The sequence below is a fragment of the Pseudonocardia alni genome (assembly GCF_002813375.1).
Taxonomy (GTDB): Bacteria; Actinomycetota; Actinomycetes; order Mycobacteriales; family Pseudonocardiaceae; genus Pseudonocardia; species Pseudonocardia alni.
This window is the reverse complement of the sequence record NZ_PHUJ01000003.1, coordinates 504,077-524,856: the sequence shown is the minus strand read 5'-3', so window position 1 is coordinate 524,856 and position 20,780 is coordinate 504,077. Positions and strand designations below refer to the sequence as shown.

Annotated in this window: 22 protein-coding genes; 8 read left to right on the top strand and 14 right to left on the bottom strand. The window is 75.6% G+C overall.

Going from position 1 to position 20,780, the window contains the following annotated elements; translation table 11 throughout:
* Positions 1 to 72: 72 nt before the first annotated feature.
* The 5 genes from ATL51_RS27990 to ATL51_RS03635 form a co-directional block, all read right to left on the bottom strand.
* The gene (locus ATL51_RS27990) at positions 73 to 210 is read right to left on the bottom strand and encodes a hypothetical protein (RefSeq protein ID WP_157818213.1); all 138 of its coding nucleotides are present in this window, start codon (positions 208 to 210) and stop codon (positions 73 to 75) included.
* Between the two features lie 51 nt (positions 211 to 261).
* A complete protein-coding gene (locus tag ATL51_RS27985) occupies positions 262 to 561 on the bottom strand; it encodes a hypothetical protein (RefSeq protein WP_157818212.1) in 300 nt (99 codons plus the stop codon).
* A gap of 3 nt (positions 562 to 564) precedes the next feature.
* The gene (locus tag ATL51_RS03645) at positions 565 to 1,086 is read right to left on the bottom strand and encodes a hypothetical protein (protein ID WP_157818211.1); all 522 of its coding nucleotides are present in this window, start codon (positions 1,084 to 1,086) and stop codon (positions 565 to 567) included.
* An 80-nt stretch (positions 1,087 to 1,166) separates the two neighbouring features.
* The gene (locus tag ATL51_RS03640; protein WP_157818210.1) at positions 1,167 to 2,342 is read right to left on the bottom strand and encodes a Cmx/CmrA family chloramphenicol efflux MFS transporter; all 1,176 of its coding nucleotides are present in this window, start codon (positions 2,340 to 2,342) and stop codon (positions 1,167 to 1,169) included.
* 189 nt (positions 2,343 to 2,531) lie between these two features.
* On the bottom strand, positions 2,532 to 3,803 hold the full coding sequence (locus ATL51_RS03635; RefSeq protein ID WP_100877659.1) for a reverse transcriptase family protein: 1,272 nt from the start codon (positions 3,801 to 3,803) through the stop codon (positions 2,532 to 2,534).
* A 300-nt stretch (positions 3,804 to 4,103) separates the two neighbouring features.
* Here ATL51_RS03635 and ATL51_RS03630 point away from each other — a divergent pair, with 300 nt between their 5' ends.
* Positions 4,104 to 4,568, top strand: a complete 465-nt coding sequence (locus tag ATL51_RS03630; RefSeq protein ID WP_100877658.1) for a hypothetical protein — start codon at positions 4,104 to 4,106, stop codon at positions 4,566 to 4,568.
* On the opposite strand, the gene ATL51_RS03625 is transcribed toward ATL51_RS03630, so the two are convergent.
* The 6 genes from ATL51_RS03625 to egtA all read right to left on the bottom strand — a co-directional run bounded on the left by ATL51_RS03625 (position 4,507) and on the right by egtA (position 10,345).
* Complete coding sequence (locus ATL51_RS03625; RefSeq protein ID WP_073574745.1) at positions 4,507 to 4,965, bottom strand: cupin domain-containing protein; 459 nt, start codon at positions 4,963 to 4,965, stop codon at positions 4,507 to 4,509. The genes ATL51_RS03630 and ATL51_RS03625 overlap by 62 nt on opposite strands.
* Positions 4,966 to 4,975: 10 nt before the next feature.
* Positions 4,976 to 5,548 carry a class I SAM-dependent methyltransferase gene (locus tag ATL51_RS03620; RefSeq protein ID WP_100877657.1) on the bottom strand — a complete coding sequence of 191 codons (573 nt, stop codon included), beginning with the start codon at positions 5,546 to 5,548 and terminating at the stop codon, positions 4,976 to 4,978.
* Positions 5,549 to 5,831: 283 nt separating this feature from the next.
* Positions 5,832 to 6,821 carry an L-histidine N(alpha)-methyltransferase gene (gene egtD, locus ATL51_RS03610; protein ID WP_100877655.1) on the bottom strand — a complete coding sequence of 330 codons (990 nt, stop codon included), beginning with the start codon at positions 6,819 to 6,821 and terminating at the stop codon, positions 5,832 to 5,834.
* Positions 6,818 to 7,567: an ergothioneine biosynthesis protein EgtC gene (egtC, locus tag ATL51_RS03605; protein ID WP_100877654.1), complete on the bottom strand. Its 750-nt coding sequence runs from the start codon at positions 7,565 to 7,567 to the stop codon at positions 6,818 to 6,820. Before egtC ends, egtD begins: the two co-directional genes overlap by 4 nt.
* Positions 7,560 to 8,849 carry an ergothioneine biosynthesis protein EgtB gene (gene egtB, locus ATL51_RS03600; protein WP_392567393.1) on the bottom strand — a complete coding sequence of 430 codons (1,290 nt, stop codon included), beginning with the start codon at positions 8,847 to 8,849 and terminating at the stop codon, positions 7,560 to 7,562. The genes egtC and egtB overlap by 8 nt, the downstream gene beginning before the upstream one ends.
* A gap of 68 nt (positions 8,850 to 8,917) precedes the next feature.
* A complete protein-coding gene (gene egtA / locus ATL51_RS03595; protein WP_301548871.1) occupies positions 8,918 to 10,345 on the bottom strand; it encodes an ergothioneine biosynthesis glutamate--cysteine ligase EgtA in 1,428 nt (475 codons plus the stop codon).
* A gap of 124 nt (positions 10,346 to 10,469) precedes the next feature.
* Here egtA and ATL51_RS03590 point away from each other — a divergent pair, with 124 nt between their 5' ends.
* Genes ATL51_RS03590 through ATL51_RS03580 form a run of 3 tightly spaced genes read left to right on the top strand, consistent with a single transcriptional unit; the run spans position 10,470 to position 12,700 of the window.
* Complete coding sequence (locus tag ATL51_RS03590; RefSeq protein WP_073574739.1) at positions 10,470 to 11,042, top strand: TetR/AcrR family transcriptional regulator; 573 nt, start codon at positions 10,470 to 10,472, stop codon at positions 11,040 to 11,042.
* Between the two features lie 27 nt (positions 11,043 to 11,069).
* Positions 11,070 to 12,074, top strand: coding sequence for a dihydroxyacetone kinase subunit DhaK (locus ATL51_RS03585; protein ID WP_073575288.1), 1,005 nt, complete (start codon positions 11,070 to 11,072; stop codon positions 12,072 to 12,074).
* On the top strand, positions 12,071 to 12,700 hold the full coding sequence (locus ATL51_RS03580; RefSeq protein ID WP_100880453.1) for a DAK2 domain-containing protein: 630 nt from the start codon (positions 12,071 to 12,073) through the stop codon (positions 12,698 to 12,700). The genes ATL51_RS03585 and ATL51_RS03580 overlap by 4 nt, the downstream gene beginning before the upstream one ends.
* A 21-nt stretch (positions 12,701 to 12,721) precedes the next feature.
* Here ATL51_RS03580 and ATL51_RS03575 read toward each other — a convergent pair whose 3' ends face one another.
* The 3 genes from ATL51_RS03575 to ATL51_RS03565 form a co-directional block, all read right to left on the bottom strand.
* Positions 12,722 to 14,593, bottom strand: a complete 1,872-nt coding sequence (locus tag ATL51_RS03575; protein ID WP_208622907.1) for an ABC transporter ATP-binding protein — start codon at positions 14,591 to 14,593, stop codon at positions 12,722 to 12,724.
* A gap of 184 nt (positions 14,594 to 14,777) precedes the next feature.
* Positions 14,778 to 14,987: a helix-turn-helix domain-containing protein gene (locus ATL51_RS03570; protein ID WP_010240451.1), complete on the bottom strand. Its 210-nt coding sequence runs from the start codon at positions 14,985 to 14,987 to the stop codon at positions 14,778 to 14,780.
* A 303-nt stretch (positions 14,988 to 15,290) separates the two neighbouring features.
* On the bottom strand, positions 15,291 to 16,913 hold the full coding sequence (locus tag ATL51_RS03565; RefSeq protein ID WP_062395368.1) for an ABC-F family ATP-binding cassette domain-containing protein: 1,623 nt from the start codon (positions 16,911 to 16,913) through the stop codon (positions 15,291 to 15,293).
* A gap of 152 nt (positions 16,914 to 17,065) precedes the next feature.
* Between ATL51_RS03565 and ATL51_RS03560 the strand changes: the two genes are divergently transcribed.
* The 4 genes from ATL51_RS03560 (at position 17,066) to ATL51_RS03545 (ending at position 20,764) form a co-directional block, all read left to right on the top strand.
* Positions 17,066 to 17,857: an SDR family oxidoreductase gene (locus ATL51_RS03560; RefSeq protein WP_100877651.1), complete on the top strand. Its 792-nt coding sequence runs from the start codon at positions 17,066 to 17,068 to the stop codon at positions 17,855 to 17,857.
* 65 nt (positions 17,858 to 17,922) lie between these two features.
* Entirely contained in the window at positions 17,923 to 19,161 is a 1,239-nt protein-coding gene (locus tag ATL51_RS03555; RefSeq protein ID WP_322789649.1) for a lycopene cyclase family protein, read from the top strand.
* A 108-nt stretch (positions 19,162 to 19,269) separates the two neighbouring features.
* Positions 19,270 to 19,719 carry a universal stress protein gene (locus ATL51_RS03550; protein ID WP_062395375.1) on the top strand — a complete coding sequence of 150 codons (450 nt, stop codon included), beginning with the start codon at positions 19,270 to 19,272 and terminating at the stop codon, positions 19,717 to 19,719.
* A 34-nt stretch (positions 19,720 to 19,753) separates the two neighbouring features.
* The gene (locus ATL51_RS03545; RefSeq protein WP_100877649.1) at positions 19,754 to 20,764 is read left to right on the top strand and encodes an adenylate/guanylate cyclase domain-containing protein; all 1,011 of its coding nucleotides are present in this window, start codon (positions 19,754 to 19,756) and stop codon (positions 20,762 to 20,764) included.
* Positions 20,765 to 20,780 lie beyond the last annotated feature (16 nt).

Sequence of the window (20,780 nt, the reverse complement as noted above, 5' to 3'; positions counted from 1 at the left end):
GATAGAGGGCGGGGCCGCCGCCGGTCGTCGTCATGAAGGCGGACACCCGGCCGGAGCCGACGACGTCGTAGTTCAGCTCGACACGCGACTCGGCGGGATGAACGCGAGCAGGTTCGACACCAGGGGGCGGCCAACGTTGTCCGTGGCATCACCGGCCCGCCACGCGGTCAGGAACTCGTCGGCGCTGCGTCGCGCATGGCGTTCCTGCACCTCGGCACGGTCGACGCAGGCCCGGTCGCTGTCCGGGCCGGTCTCAGTCGTTCAGTAGCTGCCAGCGCCCCAGAGCCCGTCGAGGTCGGTGCCGGCCGCGGCCGACGGTGGGGCGGGCGCCGGTGTCGCGACGGGAGCCGTCGTGCGCGGAGCCTGCTCGACCACCTCGACCACCTCGACCCCGGTCGGCGGCGCCGCAGTGGCGGCCGGCGGAGGAACGGCCGCGGCGACCGGGGGCGGCGCGGCGACCGGACGCGGGGCAGCCATCCCGACGACTGCTGTGACCACGCCGGTCGTGACGACGACGAGGACCCCGACCAGCGAGAGCCAGCGTACAAGCGTCGTGTGCACGGCTCAGCCCCCGCAGATCGGGTCGAGAGGGTTCTGCAGACATCTCGCCCGCTCGGCCGAGCCCACCGGGTAGCCCGCGCCCGGTTCGTACTGGCCGCGAGCGACCAGCTCGGCCGGGTCCACGTACTCGCCACTCTGCCGTCGCTGCTGCTCGAGGTACTCCCGCTGCGCCTGCTCCTTCGCGGCGTTCAGCTCGGGGCAGGCCTTGTTGGTGATGTCGTCCGGGTGTGCCGGGTCCCCGAACTCGGCGTCGGCCCACGGCTCACAGGTGTAGACCACCGGCTCTGGGACGAACGACTCCAGTGGCGCGGCGGGCACTATCCCGTCAGGGACCACCGGCGCCGGGAAGTCCCGCGTCACCGCGCTCGGCCCCGACGCCGCCGCCCGCAGGGCCGTCGGCCCGGCGATCACCGGCGCCGCCGACGCGAACGACGCGACGCAGAGCGCGGCAGCCGTCGTCGCCGGCACCACAGCGGCCAGGACGAGGCGGGGCACGGAACGGCGTGCGCGGCGGTGCAGGATCATCGCGCGGTCTCCCCGGTCGACCTCGGGGCCGCCCGACACGGCCCGTACGCCCGGTGGATCGCTCCGGACGGAGCACGTCGTTATCGTCCGGACGGCCGTTCATCGGAAGTGATGACGGGGTCCGGCACGCCGGCCGGGCGGGCGACCGAAGCCAGCATTGGCGAAGCGACCAGGGCCAGCGCCGCCGCCGTCCACACCGGACCGGTGGGCCCGGCGACGGCGAGTCCCGCACCGCCCAGCAGCGGGCCCACCGTCGCCCCGGCGTTCAGCGACGCGGTGGCGACCGCGCCGCCGAGGGTCGGCGCCTCACGGGCGAGCGTCAGCGCCCGCGCGATCAGCGTCGAGCCGACCGCGAACCCGAGCGCGCCCAGCAGGCCCACCAGCGCGAGGACCGCCACCGGGTGCGCGGCACCGACGGCGAGCGCCACCCAGCCCGGCGGCAGCGCGCCGCCCGCGACGAGCAGCAGCGGACGGGTGCGGGTGTCGGCGAACCGGCCCGCGACGCCCACCCCGGCGACGGCGCCGACCCCGAACAGCAACAGGCCGGCGGGCACCGCGGGCGGGCCGCCCGCCGTCGCCAGCAGCGGGGACAGGTAGGTGTGCGCGGCGAACGTCGAGCCGTTCACCAGCGCGCCGAGCGCGAGTGTCCGGACGACCGGGCCCCGGCGCAGCACCGTCAGCTCGGCCCGCAGACCGGGCGCGGGTGCCCGGCCGCCGTCGCCGGCGGGTACGCCGACGACGACCCCCACCAGCGCGACGGCGGCGACCGCCGCGACCGACCAGAACGTGGCCCGCCAGCCGAACGCCTGCCCCACCAGCGCCCCGGCCGGCACGCCGGCGATCAGGGCGAGGGTCGTGCCGGACAGCAGGGTCGCGGTCGCGCGGGCGGTGCGCTCCGGCGGCACGGCGGCGACCGCGACCGACAGGGCCACGGCGAGGAAACCGGCGGTGCACAGCGCCGCGAGCACCCGGGTGACCAGCAGGACCCCGAGTCCGGGGGCCAGCGCCCCGGCGACGTGCACGGCGACGAACGCGGCGAGGAACCCCCGCAGCGCGAGCCGCGGTGGCAGCCGGCGGGCGGCGAGCGCCACGAGCGGCGCGCCGACGACCATCCCGACGGCGAACGCCGAGGTCAGCGACCCGGCGGCGAGCGGGGTGACGCCGAGGTCGGCGGCGATGTCCGGGACGAGCCCGGCGAGCATGAACTCCGAGGTGGCCTGCGCGAAGACGGCGCAGGCGAGGACGACGAGCAGCACGGTGGAACTCCGTGGGTGACGGGGTCGTGGAACGGACGCCGGTCCGGCCTCGTCACCGGGAGCGGGCAGGGGAGGTCGCCGCCACCGGTGGGGACCGGTGGCTACCGCCTGTTCGACTCCGGGCTGCTCACGGCCGTCACCGTAGCCGCCGCGCTCCCCCGGCGCCCGCCGTTTCCGCTCCCGGGCCGCTCACCAGACGATGCGGTCGAACAGCTCCCGCAGTCGCGCCGCCCGGGCCGGGCGCCCGTGCCCCACCCAGGCGATCCGTCCCAGCAGGTGCTCGCGGAAGGCCGGGTGCCCGGCCCGGTTCTGGGCGTCCGGGCCGGTACGGGCCGCGTTGTGCAGGATCGCGCGGAGCTCGTCGTGGTCGCGACGCGACGCCGCGGGCTCGCCGCCGTTCACGACGAGCCCGACGATCCGCTGGCGGTGGTGCGCGGGCATGATCCGGGTCTTGTCCGGGCGGACGCGGAAGCCTTCCTCCGCGGCGATCGCGGCCACCCGCTGCGCCAGGCCCTGCACCGGCAGTGTCGCGTCGCCGGAGAACACGAGGTCGTCGGCGTAGCGGCCGTAGGCGGCGCCGACCGCGGCGGCCAGGCCGCTCAGCCGCCGGTCCAGCCCGTAGGTGAGCAGGTTCGCCATCGTCGGCGACGACGGCGCCCCCTGCGGCAGGTGCGGTGCGGCGAGGCGGTCGAGCAGCCGCCGTCGTGGGGCGGGGTCGCCCCGGTGTGGGCAGACGCGCAGCACCCCGGGCGGGGTGGTGGTGACGAGCAGCCCGGCGACGGGGGCGGCGACGGCGGGCGGGTACCCCGCGACCCGCAGGAGTCCGGCGACCCGGCCGCCGGTGACGTGGGAGTAGAAGCCCTCCAGGTCCAGGCGTAGCACCATCGGCCGGGCCCGGTGCTCCGCGGCGAGGGTGTGCGGGCTGCGGCCGCGGACGTGGCCGTGTGCGGCCGGGTGCACCGGGATCCGGTCGAGCACGCTGCGCACGATCCGGCGCTGCAGCTCGGCGAGCCGCGGGGCGGGTGCCTCGACCAGGCGCGGCGTCCCGGAGCGCGACGGCGTCCAGTGCCGCCGGTAGTGGGTCAGCGGGCCGTCCGGGGTACGCCGCAGCCAGCCGCCGGGGTCGGCGAACCAGGCGAGCTCGCCGTCGTCCAGGTGCAGGGCGGCGGCCAGGGCGGGCAGGTCCGTCCAGCGCGGCACCGGCAGGCGCCACACCGGGTCGGGCTGGACGACCGGCCGGTGCCGGCGCGGCCCCGCCAGCAGCTCGGCGACCTCGGCCTCGACACCGGCCGGGGATCCACGCGGGGCGCGGCGCCGCCGGGCGACGAGGGCGCCCACGACGCCGGCCAGCTCGTCGGGGCCCGACCAGCCGCCGAGCCGGGCGAGCCGTTCGGTCAGCGGGTCCGTTCCCCAGCGCCCGGCGCAGGCGGCCGCGGCGATCGCCGCCGGGTCCGGCGCCATCAGCGGTCCCGTGCCGTGCGGCGGCCCACGGACAGCGGGGTGATGCGGCGGCGGGGGTCGACCGGTGTTCTCCGTCCGCCGCGCGCCGCCGGCAGCGCTGTCCTGCCACCCGCGCGCGGGACGCCGTGCTGCATCGTGCCGGTGCACCCCGGGGTTGCCCCGGAGTCGCGGGCCCCGGCCGGAACCGGGGCGGCCGCCTGCTCGTCCGTCCGCCGCCGCATCGGCACCGACGCTACCGTCCCTGCCGCACACCGGGAGCCCACACGGCCGGGTGAGGGCGGGCCCGTATCGTCGCCCGCCGTGACCTCCCCACCGTCCCGGGCGACCCCGGTGCTCGCCCTGGTCGCGATCGCGTTCGTCGTCGTCCAGCAGGTCCCCGGCCTGGTCTTCCAGCGCGGCGTCGTGGTGCCACTGCTGCCGATCGGGCTGTGGCGCGCGTGGATCCCGCTGGTGCTGACCGGGCTGGTGGTGCTCGCGGTGTCGGCGGCCGCAGGGCTGCGACGCCCGGGCCCGCTGAGCACGGCCGGGCGGCTCGCCGGGCTGCTGCTCGCCCTCGGGCCGCTGACCGTACTCGCGTTCCGGGGACGGCTGGTGGACCCGCTGTTCGTCTTCGAGCTGGGGCTGGACCCGTCGGTGCGGGCGTGGCCGGTGATCGACGTCGTGCTGGGGACGCTGCTCGCGGTCGCCCTCGCGGTGACGCTGCTCAGCGCCGTGGGTGCAGGGGGTCGACCCAGGGGACGTGCTCGGGGTCGGGCACCCCGGTGATGTCGAGGTTGACCACGATCGGCTCCTGACCGGAGCGGGTCAGCACGCACTCCAGCGGCTCGTCGTCGAGGGCGTTGATCTCCTGGTGCGGCACGAACGGCGGCACGAAGATGAACCCGCCCGGCCCGGCCTCGGCGATGAACTCCAGATTCTCGCCCCATTTCATCCGGGCCCGGCCGCGGACGACGTAGATGACGCTCTCCAGCTCACCGTGGTGGTGCGCACCGGTGCGGGCGCCGGGGTGGATGGTCACCGTGCCCGCCCACAGCCGCTGCGCGCCGACCCGGTCCCCGGTGACGGCGGCGGCGCGGTGCATGCCGGGCGTCTGCGGGGTGTTGGCGTCCAGCATGTCGCCGGGGATGACCCGGACGCCGTCGTGGCGCCAGTCGGTGCTCATGCACCCGACCCTAGCCGCGGCCGGCCCGGAACCGGAACGACCGCGCACCCAGCTCGGTCTCCGGCCGTGCGAACCCGGCCGCCCCGAGCCGCCGCGGCAGCGTCGCCGGGTCGACCGCGGTCAGGGTGTCCCCGATGTGGATCGTCCGGAACCGCAGCGTCATCCGGGAGTCGATGCCCGCGAACGTCCCGCCGGGACGCAGTACCCGCGCGGCCTCGGCGAAGAGCCGGTCCTGCTCGCCGGGCGTCGGGACGTGGTGGAGCATCGTGAAGCAGACGACGGCGTCGAAGCTGCCGTCCGGGAAGGGCAGGGCGGCGCCGTCGCCGTGCCGGACGTCGACACCGAGCTCACCCCCGAGGCCCGCACGCAGGTCCTCGGCCAGCACCGGGTCGACCTCCAGCGCGGTCAGCGCCCCGGTGCGCGCCGCGAGCCAGCGGGTGGTGACGCCGTAGCCCGGGCCGATCTCCAGGACCTCGCCGGTGAGGTCGACGCCGCGGGTGGCCCAGGGCAACGTCGTCCCGTGCATCCGGTCGGCCCAGGAGTCGGAGCGGCAGATCCGTCGGTGCAGCGCGTTCATCGCCATGTCCGCGACGCTAGGCGCCACCCGCGGTGGCCGGGAACCGCTGGGCTGCCGGATCGTGTCGCGGAGATGCGCGGGACCTACCTGTGGCCCGGCCGCTGCCCGATCGACCGGCCCGCGCCGTGCGTGCTCGCGGTGGAGCCGCTGGTCGCGGGGCGCCCGGTCGGCGTGGTCGCCCGGCACCTCGGCCACGCGACTCCCTCGGCGTCGTCGCGGCGTTCCGCCGGGAGACCGGGACCGCGCCGTCGGCGGTGCTGCGCCCCGGCCGGCGCAGCACCGCCGGACCTCAGGCGGCGGTGAGCAGCGTCAGCGCGAACCGCGCGTCGGGGTCGACCCAGCGCCGCGTCGTGGCGAACCCGGCGGCGGCGGCGAACGCGTCGACCGTCGCGGGGGTGAACTTCGCCGAGATCTCGGTGGCGAGCTCCTCCCCCGCGGCGAACGCGACGTCGAGGTCGAGGTCGGCGATCCGGACCCGCATGTCGCGGGTGGCGCGCAGCCGCATCTCGATCCAGGAGTTCTCCGCGTCCCAGACGGCGACGTGGTCGAACGCGTCGACGTCGAAGGTCGCGTCCAGCTCGCGGTTGAGCACGTGCAGCACGTTGCGGTTGAACTCCGCGGTGACCCCGGCGGCGTCGTCGTAGGCGGGGACCATCACCGCCGGGTCGGTGGCCAGGCCGGTGCCGAGCAACAGCTGCTCACCGGGCTGCAGCACCGAGCGGACGTGGACCAGGAAGTCGTGGCGCGGGCCGGGCATCAGGTTGCCGATGGTGCCGCCGAGGAAGGCGATCATCCGCTTCCCGCCGGGGTCGGCCCCGGGCAGCCGGTCCAGGTCGCGGGTGAAGTCGCCGACCACGCCGTGCAGCTCCAGCTGCGGGTAGTCGCGGTGCAGCTCGTCGATGGCGCCGCGCAGCGCGGACTCGCTCACGTCCTGCGGCACGTAGCGGCGCAGCGTCCCGGCGCGGGTGAACGCGTCGAGCAGCAGCCGGGTCTTGGTCGAGGACCCCGACCCCAGCTCGACGACGGTGTCGGCGCCCGAGGAGCGGGCGATGTCGTCGACGGAGTCGGTGAGCAGAGCCCGCTCGGTGCGGAACGGGTAGTACTCGGGCAGCTCGGTGATCCGCTCGAACAGCTCGGACCCGCGGGCGTCGTAGAACCACTTCGGCGGCAGCTCCTTCGGCGACGCGGCGAGGCCGCGGCGCACGTCGGACCGCAGCGCGGTGTCGGCATCGGTGTCGGAGAGGTGGACGTCCAGCTGGATGGCGCCGGGAGTGCTCACGGAGCTCCTAGGTCATGACTCTCGTGGTGGCCCGGTCGGGCCACCACCAGGTGCCGGTCGGGCACCCGGGTCCAGTCGGGGAACGCATGGGTGGGTTCGGAGGCGACGGTGACGCCCGCCGGTCCGGCCCGGACGGCGAGTGCGTGCCGCCAGGCCGTGGCCCAGATCGTCGTGCCGTCGGTGAGCAGCAGGTTCAGCCGCGAGCCGGGTGCGCTCCGCTCGGTGTCGGCGCAGACCCGGGCCAGCAGGTCGGCGGGGTCGGCGCCGTCGGCGAGACCGCGCCGGACCACCGCCCACAGCAGCGCGGCGTCGGTGGGGGCGTCGAGGGTCATCAGGTCGGTGACGGGCAGCGCCGCCGCGGCGGCCGCGAGGGAGTCCGGCCAGCCGCGGACGACGCCGTTGTGGCTGAACAGCCACCGCCCGTCGGTGAAGGGGGCGGCGGCGGTCGCCGTCACCGGCATCCCGACCGTCGCCGAGCGGACGGCGGCGAGCACGGCGCCCGACGTCGTCGCCGCGGCCAGCGCGGCGTAGGAGGTGTCGGCCCACAGCGGTGACGCCGACCGGACCCGTACCGGCGTCGTGCTGCCGGGCGGGTACCAGCCGGTGCCGTGGCCGTCGGCGTTGATCGTGCCGCCGCCACGCATGTCGGCCGGGGCGTAGGACTGCGCGAGCAGCCCGTGCTCCGGCTCCAGGAGCAGCGACGCCAGCGTGGCCGGCTCCCCCAGGTACGCGAGGTGCCTACACACCGGCGTCGCGGACCAGCCGGAATCCGGCGAAGATCTGCCGGCGGATCGGGTGGTCCCAGTTGCGGAACGTGGCCCGGATCGCCGCCGGGTCGGTGCCGAACGATCCGCCGCGCAGCACCGCGTAGTCCCCGCCGAAGAACACCTCGGAGTACTCGGGGTACGGGAACACGCTGAACCCCGGGTAGGGGTGCCAGCCGGAGTCGCACCACTCCCAGACGTCGCCGACCATCTGCTGCACCCCCAGGGCGGACGCCCCCGCCGGGTAGGAGCCGATCGGGGCGGGCTGGAGGTGGCGCTGTCCGAGGTTGGCGTGCTCGGCGCGCGGCTCGTCGTCGCCCCAGGGGAAGCGCCGGGACCGGCCGGTCGCCGGGTCGTGCCGGGCGGCCTTCTCCCACTCCGCCTCGGTGGGCAGACGCTTGCCGACCCAGCGGGCGTAGGCCTGCGCCTCGTGGAAGGAGACGTGCACGACGGGCTCGTCGTCGGGCACCCGCTCGACGACGCCGAACCGGCGCCGCCACCAGGTGCCGTCGCTGTCGCGGGACCAGAACCGCGGCGCGACCAGCTCCTCCTCGGTGCGGTGCGCCCACCCGGCGTCGGTCCACAGCCGCGGGTCGTCGTAGCCGCCCGCGTCGACGAACGCCGCGAACGCGCCGTTGGTGACAGGGTGCACGTCGATCCGGAACGCGGGCAGGTCCACGACGTGCGCGGGCCGCTCGTTGTCCAGCGCCCACGGCTCGGCCGAGGTCCCCATCTCGAACGGGCCCGCCGGGACGAGCACCTCCGCGGCCGGGTCGACCGCTCCGGCCGGGCGGGGCGGCGGGGCGGCGTCGAGCACCGGCCCCCCGGAGCGCAGCTGGTGGGTGGCGAGCATGGTCTCGTCGTGCTGCTGCTCGTGCTGCACGATCATCCCGAACGCGAAGCCCTCGGCCTCCAACCGGCGACCGCGCAGTGGGCTGCGGTGCAGCGCGTCGAGCGCCTTGTCCCGCACCTCGGCGACGTAGCCGCGGGCCTCGGCCGGGGTGAGCAGCGGCAGCTCGACCCGCGAGGAACGGGAGTGCTGGAACGCGTCGTAGAGGCCGTCGATCTCCGGGCGCAGCGGCTCGCGGCCGCCCACGTCGCGGACGAGCCACAGCTCCTCCATCGACCCGATGTGCGCGAGGTCCCAGACCAGCGGCGACATCAGCGGCGAGTGCTGGGCGGCCAGCTCGCCGTCGTCGAGGGCGGTGAGCGCGGTGCTGCGGTCGCGGGAGCGGCCCAGCAGTGCGGCGACGCGGGTACGCATCGTCTCCGGGCTCTCCCCCGGGGTCGCGGGGCCGGTCAGCGGTCCGGCGGGAACGGCGGGATCGGCGGTCATGCCACGTCCTCCTGGGCAGCCTGGTCGGCGGTGTCGACGGCGGACCGGCCGGGTTCTCGACCGGTCACCTCTCGTGCGGCGGGCGCGCCGGGCAGGGCGGAACCCAGATGGAGCCCCGGCGGGAACGGATCGGCGGTCGGGCCCGCACCCTGCTCGGCGGGGTCGATGTCATCGGCGGGGCAGCGCCCCTGCTGCACGCGCCGCTCGGTGACCTCGCGCAGCCGGGCCAGCAGCGGGCCCGGCCCGGTGGTCAGCGGATGGTCCGCGGCGGCCAGCACGTCGCAGGCCAGCGGGAACAGACCGGCGGCCGCCGCGGCCAGATCCGGGTGGTCCAGCCCGTGGCGGGCGGCGGCGACCCACTCGTCGCGGACCGGCTCGCACAGCTCCCGGACCCGGTCGACGACGGGGCCGGAGGAGGTGAGCGCCAGCAGCACCGCGGTCGGCAGCGCCCAGTCGTCGCCGGCCTGACCGTCGACGTAGCGCACCTCGAGGTAGCCGTGCGGGCGGACCGGCGGGAAGAGGGTCGAGACGTGGTAGTCGAGGTCGGCCAGTGTCGGCGGCCGGTCGAGGACCCCGCCGCGGGCGCGGCCGGACACCCAGTCGGCGAAGGTGACCCCGGCCGGCACCGACCAGGTCCCGGTGCCGCGCACGCACAGCAGCGGGGTGGTGACCACCCGGCGCGCCCAGGCGGCGGCCGGGTCGGTACCGGTCGTCGCGGTGGGCGGCGGCGCGGTCCGCGCGGGGTCGAGGCTGAGCCAGCACGCCTGCCGGGAGGACTTCCAGCCGGTGCGGCGGCCGTGCTGCACCGGCGAGTTCGCGAACGCTGCGAGCAGCACCGGGCCCAGCTCGTGCAGGACCGCCCAGCGTTCGGCGATCCCGGCGGCCGGGCCGGCGTCCAGGCTGACCTGGACCGCCGCCGTGGAGCACATCCCGCTGCGTCCGTGCGGGCCGACGCCGTCGAACACGCACTCCATGGCCGCGTAGCGCGGCAGGTCCAGCAGCCGCCGGGCGGGCCGGACCGGGTCGGCGGCGCGGCCGTGCGGCCGCAGGCCCTGCTCGGCGAGCAGACCGTGGAGGTGGGCTGCGTCGGCGCCGAGGGCGCCGAGGAGGGCCTCGAGCGAGTCAGCGGGAGCGCTGGAGATCTCGATCTGGCCGCCCGGCTCGACGGTCACGGTGCCGCCCGCGGGGAGCGGGGCCGCGTGCGAGGCGGGGTCCAGAGAGGCCGGGCGGTGCGGGCCGAGAGCGGCACGCACGGCGTCGAGGTCGACCGGGTCGGCCGGTCGACCGGGTCGGTGGAGCATCCATTCGATCTCGACACCGGCCAGGGTCGGGGGGCCGTGTTTGAAGCAGACCGAGGCCACGTAGGCCTCGGCCTCCCCCACGCTGCGGAGCACACCGTCGGTGCTCTGGTCGTCCAGGGTCACCACGTCGACGCTACCCCCGACGTGTGACACCCGCACGCGATGAAACCGTGGTCGTCGGCGCCGCCGGTGACCGGCGACACGACCGTCCACACATGCAGGACAAGCGTACGGAATACTGGGGAGCATGCCCCGCGTCAGCACCGACCAGCTCGCCGCACGCCGGCAGCAGATCCTCACCGGTGCCCGGACCTGCTTCGCCGACCACGGCTACGAGGGCGCCACCGTCCGGCGGCTCGAGGAGTACACCGGGCTGTCCCGTGGCGCGATCTTCCACTACTTCCGGGACAAGGAGGCGCTGTTCCTGGCCCTGGCCGAGCAGGACGCCACCCGGATGGCCGACGTCGTCGCCGAACAGGGCCTGGTGCAGGTCATGCGCGACCTGCTGCGCGGCGGCTCGGACCGCAGCTGGCTGGGCACCCGCCTGGAGGTCTCCCGACGGCTGCGCACCGACCCGGAGTTCCGGGCCCGCTGGCAGGAGCACTCCGGCGCGCTGACCGCCGCGACCCGGGCGCGGCTGGAACGTCAGGCCGCAGCCGGCGCGCTGCGCGACGACGTGCCGGTGCCGGTGCTCGCCCAGTACCTGGAGCTGGTGCTGGAGGGGCTGGTCTCGCACCTGGCGATGGGGCTGCCCGCCGACGACCTCGGCCCGGTGCTCGACCTCGTGGAGAACGCCGTCCGCGCGCCGTTGATGCGCTGACCGCCCACGGCCAGCATGATCGGCGCCATGCCGTTCCCCTTCCACCCGGCGGGCGACGACCCCGTCCCGGCCGCCGTCCGCGGGTTCGCCCGGGCCCACGCCGACCTCGTCGCCCTGCACGAGGACCCGATCCACCTCCTCGCACGCCACCGGGCACCCGGCAGGCGGGTCGGGCTGGTCTCCGGCGGGGGTTCCGGCCACGAGCCGCTGCACGCCGGGTTCCTCGGCCGCGGGATGCTCGACGCCGTCGCCCCCGGTCCGGTGTTCACCTCCCCGCACAACAAGGCCGTGCTGTACGCGTCCCGGGCCGCGGCGGGCCCGGACGGGGTGATCCACATCGTCAAGAACTACACCGGAGACCGGATCAACTTCGGCATCGCGGCGGAGCGGCTGCGGATGGAGGGCGTGGACGTCGCCCGCGTCCTCGTCGACGACGACCTGGCCACCGACGGGCTCGACACCGCGACCGGGCGGCGCGGGACCGGGGCGACCGTCGTCGTCGAGAAGATCCTCGGCGCCGCCGCGGACAGCGGTGCCGGGCTGGCCGAGCTCGCGACGCTCGGTGCGGACGTCGCCGCGGCCTCGCGCAGCCTCGCCGTCGCCTCCCGCGCGCAGACCTCGATGCGCACCGGGGAGCCCGCGTTCGCCCTCGACGGGCGGCTCGACTACGGCGTCGGCATCCACGGCGAGCGGGCCCGGCGCTCGGTCGACCGGCCGCCCACCGAGGAGCTCGTCGACCGGATGCTCGACGAGGTCGTCGCGGGCCTGCCCGACGGCCCCGACCAGGTCGTCATGGTCGTCAACGGCATGGGGGGCACGGCACTGCTGGAGCTCTACGTGCTCGCCGAGCTGGCCGCCGCCGGGCTGGAGGCGCGCGGGCTGGAGCGGGTGGGCCTGCTCGTCGGCACGTTCGTGCCCGCCCTGGACATGGCCGGGTTCTCGCTCACCCTGACCCGGATGCGCCCGGAGTGGACGGGCCTGTGGGCCGCACCGGCGCAGACGGCCGCCTTCCCCCGGACGGAGACCTCATGACCGACCATCGCCCCCTCGACCAGGACGCCGTGCTGGCCCGCTTCGCCCGGGCCGTCGAGGACGGCCACGGTGTGCTCACCGACCTCGACCAGCACTCCGGCGACGGCGACTACGGCGACAACCTGCGCGCCGGGGTCCGGCTGGCCGTCGCGCTGGCCGGGCGCGGACCGCAGCGCGGGTTCGGCGCGCTCGGCGAGGTCTTCCTCGACGAGGTCGGCGGCACCAGCGGCCCGCTGCTGGGCCTGCTGTTCTCCGAGATCGCCCGCGCGCTGTCCTACGGCTCGGCCGACACGGCCGCGTTCGCCGCGGGCGCCCGGGCCGGGCTGACCGCGATCCAGCGGGTCGGCGAGGCCGAGGTGGGCGACCGGACGATGGTCGACGCGCTGGCCCCGGCCGTGACCGCGCTCGACCGTTCGGGGTACGCCGCCGCGGCGGCCGCGGCCCTCGACGGCGCCGAGCGGACCGCGGAGCTCGCGGCCCGGCACGGCCGCGCGTCCTACGTCGGCGAGCGCGCGAAGGGCGCGCCGGACCCCGGCGCGGTCGGCGTCGCGCTGCTGTTCGCCGCCGTCGCCGCGGTGGCCGAGCCGGGCGCCGAGGTGGCGGACCCGCTGGCGGGCCGGGCCTGAGCACCGGCCCGCCGGAGTCGCTCAGCCCGCGGTCGTCGCCGCCGGGAGGAACTGGGTCCGGTAGAGCGTGGCGTAGCGGCCGTCGGCGGCCAGCAGCTCGTCGTGGGTGCCGGACTCGACGACCTGCCCACCCTCCAGCACCGCGATCCGGTCGGCCGCACGCACGGTGGACAGCCGGTGCGCGATGACGATCGCGGTCCGCCCGACCAGCGCCTCCGCCAGTGCCTCCTGCACTGCTGCCTCGGACTCCGAGTCGAGGTGCGCGGTGGCCTCGTCGAGGATCACCACCCGCGGGCGGGCCAGCAGCAGACGGGCGATGGTCAGCCGCTGGCGCTCACCACCGGACAGACGGTAGCCGCGCTCCCCCACCACGGTGTCGAGACCGTCGGGCAGCGTGTCGAGAAGATCGCCGAGCCGGGCGCGGCGCAGCGCGTCGATCATCTCGTCGTCGGTGGCGTCGGGCGAGGCGTAGCGCAGGTTGCCGGCGATGGTGTCGTGGAACAGGTGCCCGTCCTGGGTGACCATCCCGACGGCGCCGCGCAGCGTGGCGAACGACAGGTCCCGCACGTCCACCCCGGACAGCTCGACCGAGCCGGCGTCGACGTCGTAGAGACGTGGGACCAGCGAGGCGAGCGTGGACTTCCCGGCCCCGGACGACCCGACCAGGGCGAGCAGCCCGCCGCCGTGGACGTGCAGGTCGACGCCGTGCAGCACCTCGGTGTTGACCCGCTGGTCGAGCACCGCGACCTCCTCCAGCGAGGCCAGGGAGACGTCGGTGGCGCTGGGGTAGGTGAACCGGACCCCGCGCAGGGCGACGTCGACGGGGCCGTCGGGCAGCACGGCCGGGTCGGGTCGCTCGGTCAGCATCGGGCGCAGGTCGAGCACCTCGAAGACCCGCTCGAAGGCGACCAGCGCGGTCATCACGTCGACGCGGGCGTTGGCCAGCGCCGTCATCGGGGTGTAGAGCCGGGTCAGCAGCAGCCCGAGCGCGACGACGGTACCCGCCGGGATCGCCCCGGTCACCGCGAGGTAGCCGCCGAGGCCGTAGATCATGGCCTGGGCCAGCGCAGACACCAGCTGCAGCGCAGTGACGAACAACCGCGACACCATCGCCGACCGGACACCGATGTCGCGCACCCGCGACACCTGGCCCCGGAAGACCGCGGCCTCGGAGTCGGGGTCGCCGAACAGCTTCACCAGGGTGGCGCCGGGCGCGGAGAAGCGCTCGGTCATCTGGTTACCCATGGTGGCGTTGAGCTCGGCGGCCTCGCGGCGCAGCTCGGCGAGCCAGGTCCCCATCCGCCGGGCCGGGAGCACGAACACCGGCAGCAGCAGCATCGCCAGCACGGTGACCTGCCAGGCCAGACCGATCATGACCGCGATGGCCAGCACGAGCTGGATGCTGTTGGACAGCACCGTGGACAGGGTGCCGGTGATGGCGGTCTGGGCGCCGATCACGTCGTTGTTGAGCCGGCTGACCAGCGCCCCGGTCCGGGTGCGGGAGAAGAACGCCAGCGGCATCGACTGGACGTGACGGAACACCGCCACCCGCAGGTCCTCGATGAGTCCCTCGCCGAGCCGCGCCGAGAACCAGCGGCCGGCGAGCCCGACCACCGCCTCCAGGACGGCCATCCCGGCGATCGCCCCGGCGATCACCATCACGACGCGGGCGGCGTCGGGCAGCTCGTTCGCCGCGACGATCGTGTTGACCACGCGCCCGGCCAGCACCGGCGTCGCGACGCCGATCACGGCGGTGACGGTGGTCAGGGCCAGATAGGACAGCAGCCAGCGGCGGTAGGGCCGGACGAAGCCCCAGATCCGGGGCCAGGTGCCCCGCGCGATGGAGCCACGGCGGATGGACGTCGAGTCCGCCCCCCGGATGACCCCGCGCATCAGAGCGAGCGGGCGATCCAACGGTGTTCCCCTTCGCCGGTGGTGGACGGCGAGGGTTCACGTTACGGCGCGTACGGCGGGCGGGCGCGGTGATCCCGCGCGCGGCGCCCCACGACACACCCCGGACACACGACGACGCCGCCCCGGGCCCGATGCTCGACCCGATCGGCGGCGCCGACGAGCACTACTTCTTCTTGGTACGGGTGGCGCCGCCGCGCCCGCGCAACGTCACACCCGTCTCGGACAGGACCCGGTGGACGAAGCCGTACGACCGCCCGGTCTGCTCGGCCAGCGAACGGATGCTGGCGCCCTTCTCGTACTTCTTCTTCAGGTCGGCGGCGAGTTTGCCCCGCTGCGTCCCGGTGATCCGGGCGCCCTTCTTCAGCTCGGCCATCGGCCCTCCTCATCCCCTCCGCGGATGCCCCCGCGGACCGCCGCATCTGGCGCGACGATCAGGCCATGATGATCCAGTTGACCATTTATGACCAGAACGCGGAAAACGCGATCGGCGAACGGTTACCCCGAACGGCGCAGCACCGCGGGTACCTTTCGGAATCGTCATCCGTCGGGCAGCGCAGTGGATTACCCCGTCGGAACGGACCGTGCACGATTCCGGGAGCCGCACGCGGTACGGCCCGGACACGTTCGACGATCGTGGTGGTCCGGTCGGGTGATCACCGCTGCGTGCGGTGACCGGTCACGCGAGCTGGACGAGTTCCAGGTAGTCGGCCGACCAGTGGTCCTCGGTGCCGTCGGGCAGGACGATCACCCGGTCCGGCTCCAGCGCCTCGACCGCACCCGGGTCGTGGGTGACGAGCACGACGGCACCCTCGAAGCGGCGCAGCGCGTCGAGCACCTGCTCGCGGCTGGCCGGGTCCAGGTTGTTCGTCGGCTCGTCGAGCAGCAGCACGTTCGCCGCCGAGGACACCAGACCGGCCAGGGCGAGCCGGGTCCGCTCACCGCCGGACAGCGTCCCGGCGGGCTGCTGGAGCTGCTCCCCCGAGAACATGAACGACCCGAGCAGGGTCCGCAGCTGCTGCTCGGCGGCGTCCGGGCTGGCGTGGCGGATGTTGTCCCAGACCGAGGCGTCCATGTCGAGCGTGTCGTGCTCCTGGGCGAAGTAGCCCCGTCGCAGCCCGTGGCCGGGCACGACCCCGCCGGAGTCGGACTCCTCGGTGCCGGCCAGGATCCGCAGCAGCGTCGTCTTGCCGGCGCCGTTGAAGCCCAGCACCACGACCTTCGACCCGCGGTCCACCGCGAGGTCCACCCCGGTGAACACCTCCAGCGACCCGTAGGCCTTGGACAGGTTCTCCGCGGTGAGCGGGGTGCGCCCGCAGGGCGCCGGGGTCGGGAACCGGATGTGCGCGACGCGGTCGGCCTGACGCTCGTCGTCGAGTCCGGCGAGCAGGGCGTCGGCCCGGCGGGCCATGTTCTTGGCGGCGACGGCCTTGGTGGCCTTCGCGCCCATCTTGGCGGCCTGGACGTGCAGCGCGGACGCCTTCTTCTCGGCGTTGGCCCGCTCGCGGCGACGACGCTTCTCGTCGGTGGAGCGCGCCTCCAGGTACCGCTTCCAGTCCATGTTGTACTGGTCCGCCTCGCCGCGGGTCGCGTCGAGGAACCAGACCTTGTTCACGACCGCGGCCAGCAGGTCGGTGTCGTGACTGATGACGACCAGACCGCCCTCGTGCTGCTGCAGGAACCCGCGCAGCCAGGTGATCGAGTCGGCGTCGAGGTGGTTGGTGGGCTCGTCGAGCAGCAGCGTGGTCGCCGACTGCGACCCGCCGTCGGAGGCGGCGAACAGGATCCGGGCCAGCTCCACGCGCCGGCGCTGACCGCCCGAGAGCGTGCGCATCGGCTGGGCCAGCACCCGCTCGGGCAGCCCCAGGTGCGTGCAGATCCGCGCGGCCTCGGACTCCGCGGCGTAGCCGCCGAGGGCGGAGAACCGTTCCTCGAGCCGTCCGTACTCGCGGACCGCCTTGTCGTTCGCGGCCGGGTCGGCCAGCTCGGCCATCGCCGTCTGCGCCTTCTCCATCTTCGCCAGCAGCACGTCCAGGCCGCGCGCCGAGAGCACCCGGTCCTTCGCCGTGACCGACAGGTCGCCCTCGCGCGGGTCCTGCGGCAGGTAGCCGACCGGGGAGTTCGCGCTCCGCTGCCCGGAGTACGGCTCGCCCTCGCCGGCCAGCACCCGCATCGAGGTGGTCTTGCCGGCGCCGTTGCGCCCGACCAGACCGATCCGGTCGCCGGGCTGCACCCGCAGGGTGGCACCGGAGAGCAGGATGCGGGACCCGGCGCGCAGTTCGAGGTCGGTCGTGGTGATCACGTGGAAGAGCTCCAGACGGAGGACGGGGAGTGACGCTGAGAGGACCGGGATGCGGGCACGGCGGTGCCCGGGTACGCCGGTCTACTCGATCAGGATCACGCGTCCACACTACCGGCCGGGTCCACCGGAATCCCCACGTAGGGTCGGGCCCCATGACCGATCTCACCTCCCTGGCCGGTCGGGCGGCACTGGTCACCGGCGCCTCGCGGGGCATCGGGTACGGCGTCGCCGCCGCGCTGCTGGCGCGCGGCGCGTCGGTGACGATCACCGGCCGGCGCGCCCCGGAGCTCGACGCGGCGGCGGCGGAGCTCGCGGCAGGCACGGGGGTCGGCCCCGGCCGGGTGCTCGCCGTCGCCGGCAACGTCGGGGACGCGGCGCACCGGGCCGCCGCGGCGGAGGCGACGGTGACCGCGTTCGGCTCGCTGGACGTGCTGGTCAACAACGCCGGGATCAACCCCCAGCACGGGCCGCTGGTCGAGGCCGACCTCGACGCCGTCCGCAGGATCCTCGACGTCAACGTGGTCGCCGCCCTCGGGTTCGTCCAGCAGGCGCACCGGGTGTGGATGGGTGCGCACGGCGGCGCCGTCGTCAACGTCGCCTCGGTCGCGGCGCTGCGGCCCACCGGCGTCATCGGGGCCTACGGGGCGTCGAAGGCGGCACTGCTCACCCTGACCGAGGAGCTGGCCGGCCAGCTCGGCCCCGGCGTCCGGGTCAACGCCGTCGCCCCCGCCGTGGTGCGGACGAGGTTCGCCGAGGCGCTCTACGCCCACGACGAGGCGTCCGTCGTCGCGGGCTATCCGCTGGGGCGCCTCGGCGAGCCCGCGGACGTCGCCGAGGCGGTGGCGTTCCTCGTCTCCGACGCCGCGTCCTGGGTCACCGGGGCCACCCTGCGGATCGACGGCGGCAGCCTGTCCGCCGGCCGGCACCGGCCGGGCCCGCGATGACGGGGACGAGGAGCGGGACGGCGTCGTCGAGCCGGTCGGGTGCCCCCGGCACGACGGTGGCCGACGTGCTGGTCCTCGGCGGTGGTCCGGCCGGGCGGGCGCTCGCGGCGGCGTGCGCGGAGACCGGGCTGCGCACCACGCTCGCCGACCCCGCCCCGGAGCGGGCGTGGACGGCGACCTACTGCGCGTGGCCCGAGGAGCTGCCCCCGCACCTGCCTGCGGCGATGATCGCGACCCGGCCGGAGGCGGTGGCCGTGCTGCCCGGTGGTGGCACCCGCGCGCTGGGCCCGTACGCGGTGCTCGACACCGCCGGGCTGCGCGCCCACCTCGACGCGCGGCTCGCCGGGGTCACGGTGCTGCCCGGGCGCGCCGCCGCCGACGACGTCCGGCCCGACGGCCACCGGTACCGGGTGCGGCTGCACCCTCCGGGCGGCCGGGGCGGGAGCGGCGGCCCCGGTGACGGCGGGGCCCCGCGGGACGACGCGGCGCGGGTCGTCGACGCGGCCCTGGTCGTCGACGCCACCGGGGCCCCGTCGCGGCTGCGCCCCGGCCCGGCGGGCGGGACCGAGCAGACCGCGTGGGGCGTCGTCGTCGACGAGCGGGTGGCCGCGCCGGTGGTGGGGCCCGGCGAGGCCGTCTTCATGGACTGGCGCTCCCCCGGCCCGCACCGCCCGGGGTGGACGGAGTGGCCGACGTTCCTCTACGCCGTCCCCTATGGCGACGGCACCGTCCTGCTGGAGGAGACCTCCCTGGCGCGACGGCCGGGGCTGGGGCTGCCCGAGCTGCGCGACCGGCTCGCGGCCCGGCTCGCCGGGGCGGGCGTCGCCGTGCCCGACGCCGCCCCCGTCGAGCGCGTCCGCTTCCCGGTCGACACCCCGCGCGGCCCACGGCACCCCGTCGGGTTCGGGGCGGCGACGCCGCTGGTGCACCCCGCGACCGGGTTCAGCGTCGCCCCCGCGCTCGGGCTGGCCCCGCGGCTGGCCGCCGAGCTGGCCCGGCACCTGCCGCACGACCCCGCCGCCGCGACGACGGCGGCCCGCCGGCTGCTCTGGCCCCGCTCGGCCCGCGCGGTGCACCGCCTGCGCCGCCACGGGCTGCGCACCGTGCTGGAGATGCCGCCGCGGCTGGTGCCGGACTTCTTCGACGCGTTCTTCGCCGGCCGCAGCGGCCGCGCGTTCCTCACCGGCCGCGACGACCTGACCGGCACCCTCGCCGGGATGGCCGGTGTGTTCCGGGCCGCTCCGCCACCCGTACGAGCGCACATGCTGCGATCGGCCGCCGCATTTCACTCGAAAGGGCGATGACGGGAGGGACTCGGGACAAGTTGATCGGATACCACGTAGTAACGTCGTCGCACGCGGTGACGCCGGCCGCCGGACCGGCGACGCGCGACCGTTCCCCGGGAGGCACCTGTGTCCGCATACAAGACCATCGTCGTCGGCACCGACGGCTCGTCGACGTCGTTCGCGGCCGTCGAGCGCGCGGCCGGGGTGGCCGCGGACAGCGGCGCGAAGCTGGTCATCGTCTCCGCCTACACCCCGGCCAGCCGCGAGGACACCTCGGCCGCGGAGGACGCGCTGAAGGACGAGGCCTTCCTCGTCACCGGCTGGACCCCCGCCGAGGAGGCGCTGCGCGAGGCCTCCGACCGGGCCGCCGCCGCCGGCGCGAAGGACGTCTCGACCTTCGCCGAGGACGGCGCGCCGGTCGACGTCCTGCGCAAGGCGGTCAAGGAGCACAGCGCCGACCTGCTCGTGATCGGCAACCGCGGTCTGAACACCTTCTCCGGGCGGCTGCTCGGCTCGGTGCCCGCCGACGCGACCCGCCGTGCCGGCGTGGACGTGCTCGTCGTGCACACCACGTGATCGCGTGACGTCCGAACCCGGACGGCCCCGTCCGATGCCCGATCCCGCCTCGATCGACTGGAGCGAGATAGACGACGGGGCGCTGGACGAGTTCATCCTGGGCGCGCCCCGTGAGTTCACCCGCGACGAGCTGGTGGAGGCCGCGGGGCTCGACCCGGAGGAGTCGGGGCGGCTCTGGCGGGCGCTGGGGTTCGCGGACTCCGATCCGGAGGACCGGGTCTACACCCGCGCCGACCTGGAGGCGGCCAGCACCGTCGCCCGCCTGACCCGGGACTGGCTGCCCGACAAGAACGCCCGCGAGGCGGTCGCCCGCGCGGTCGCGCAGTCGCTGTCGCGGCTCGCCGAGTGGCAGATCGGCATGCTCGCCCAGGTCGCCGCCGCCCACATCGGCGAGCTGACCCCGCGCGACGCGGCCCGGCTCGCCGCCGACGTGCTGCCCGAGCTGGAGTCGCTGCAGTCCTACGTGTGGCGGCGCCACCTCGCGGCGACGGCGTCGCGCTGGGTCGCGGGGGCGCAGCGGTTGGACGCCGCGCACATCGCGGCCGACACCTGGCCGCTGTCGGTCGGGTTCGCCGACATGGTCGGCTTCACCCGCACCACCCGCCGACGTTCGATGGACGAGCTCGGCGAGATGATCGAGCGGTTCGGCTCGGTGACGACCGAGGTCATCGCGAACGGCCGGGGCCGGGTGATCAAGACCGTCGGCGACGAGGTCCTCTACGTCACCGAGCACCCCGCCGACGCCGCGGCCATCGCGCTCGGCCTGCGCGACCGGGTCCGGACCGAGCCGGCGCTGCCGCAGCTGCGGATCGGCCTCGCCCACGGCATGGTGCTGGCCCGCTACGGCGACGTCTACGGCGAGGTCGTCAACGTCGCGGCCCGGCTCACCTCCGAGGCCCGCCCGGACACGGTGCTGGTCGACAAGGAGATGTTCGAGTCGCTGCGCGACGACCCGCGCTTCGACCTGCGGCGGATCGCGACACTGCACACCCGCGGCTACTCCCACCTGCGGGCGTGGGCGCTGCGCGGCGCCCGCGAACGCTGATCCTTGACCTGAACCC